Raw genomic sequence first — 237 nt, forward strand, 5'->3', positions numbered from 1 at the left:
CAGCCTTCACCGCCGCCGGCACCGCCTACGCCACCCACGGCGTGCCCCTGGTCCCGGTCTACGTCTTCTACTCCATGTTCGGCTTCCAGCGCACCGGCGACGCCTTCTGGGCAGCCGCGGACCAGATGACCCGCGGCTTCATCATCGGCGCCACCGCAGGACGGACCACCCTCACCGGCGAAGGCCTCCAGCACGCCGACGGCCACTCCCCCCTGCTCGCCTCCACCAACCCGGCAG

Annotated in this window: 1 protein-coding gene; it reads left to right on the forward strand. The window is 71.7% G+C overall.

Annotation, left to right across the window (positions count from 1 at the left end; translation table 11 throughout):
- The coding region (locus AC5RT3_RS20720) for a hypothetical protein (protein WP_494125120.1) at positions 1 to 237 on the forward strand (237 nt) is incomplete at both ends.

Source organism: Arthrobacter sp. Y3221159 (assembly GCF_059089885.1).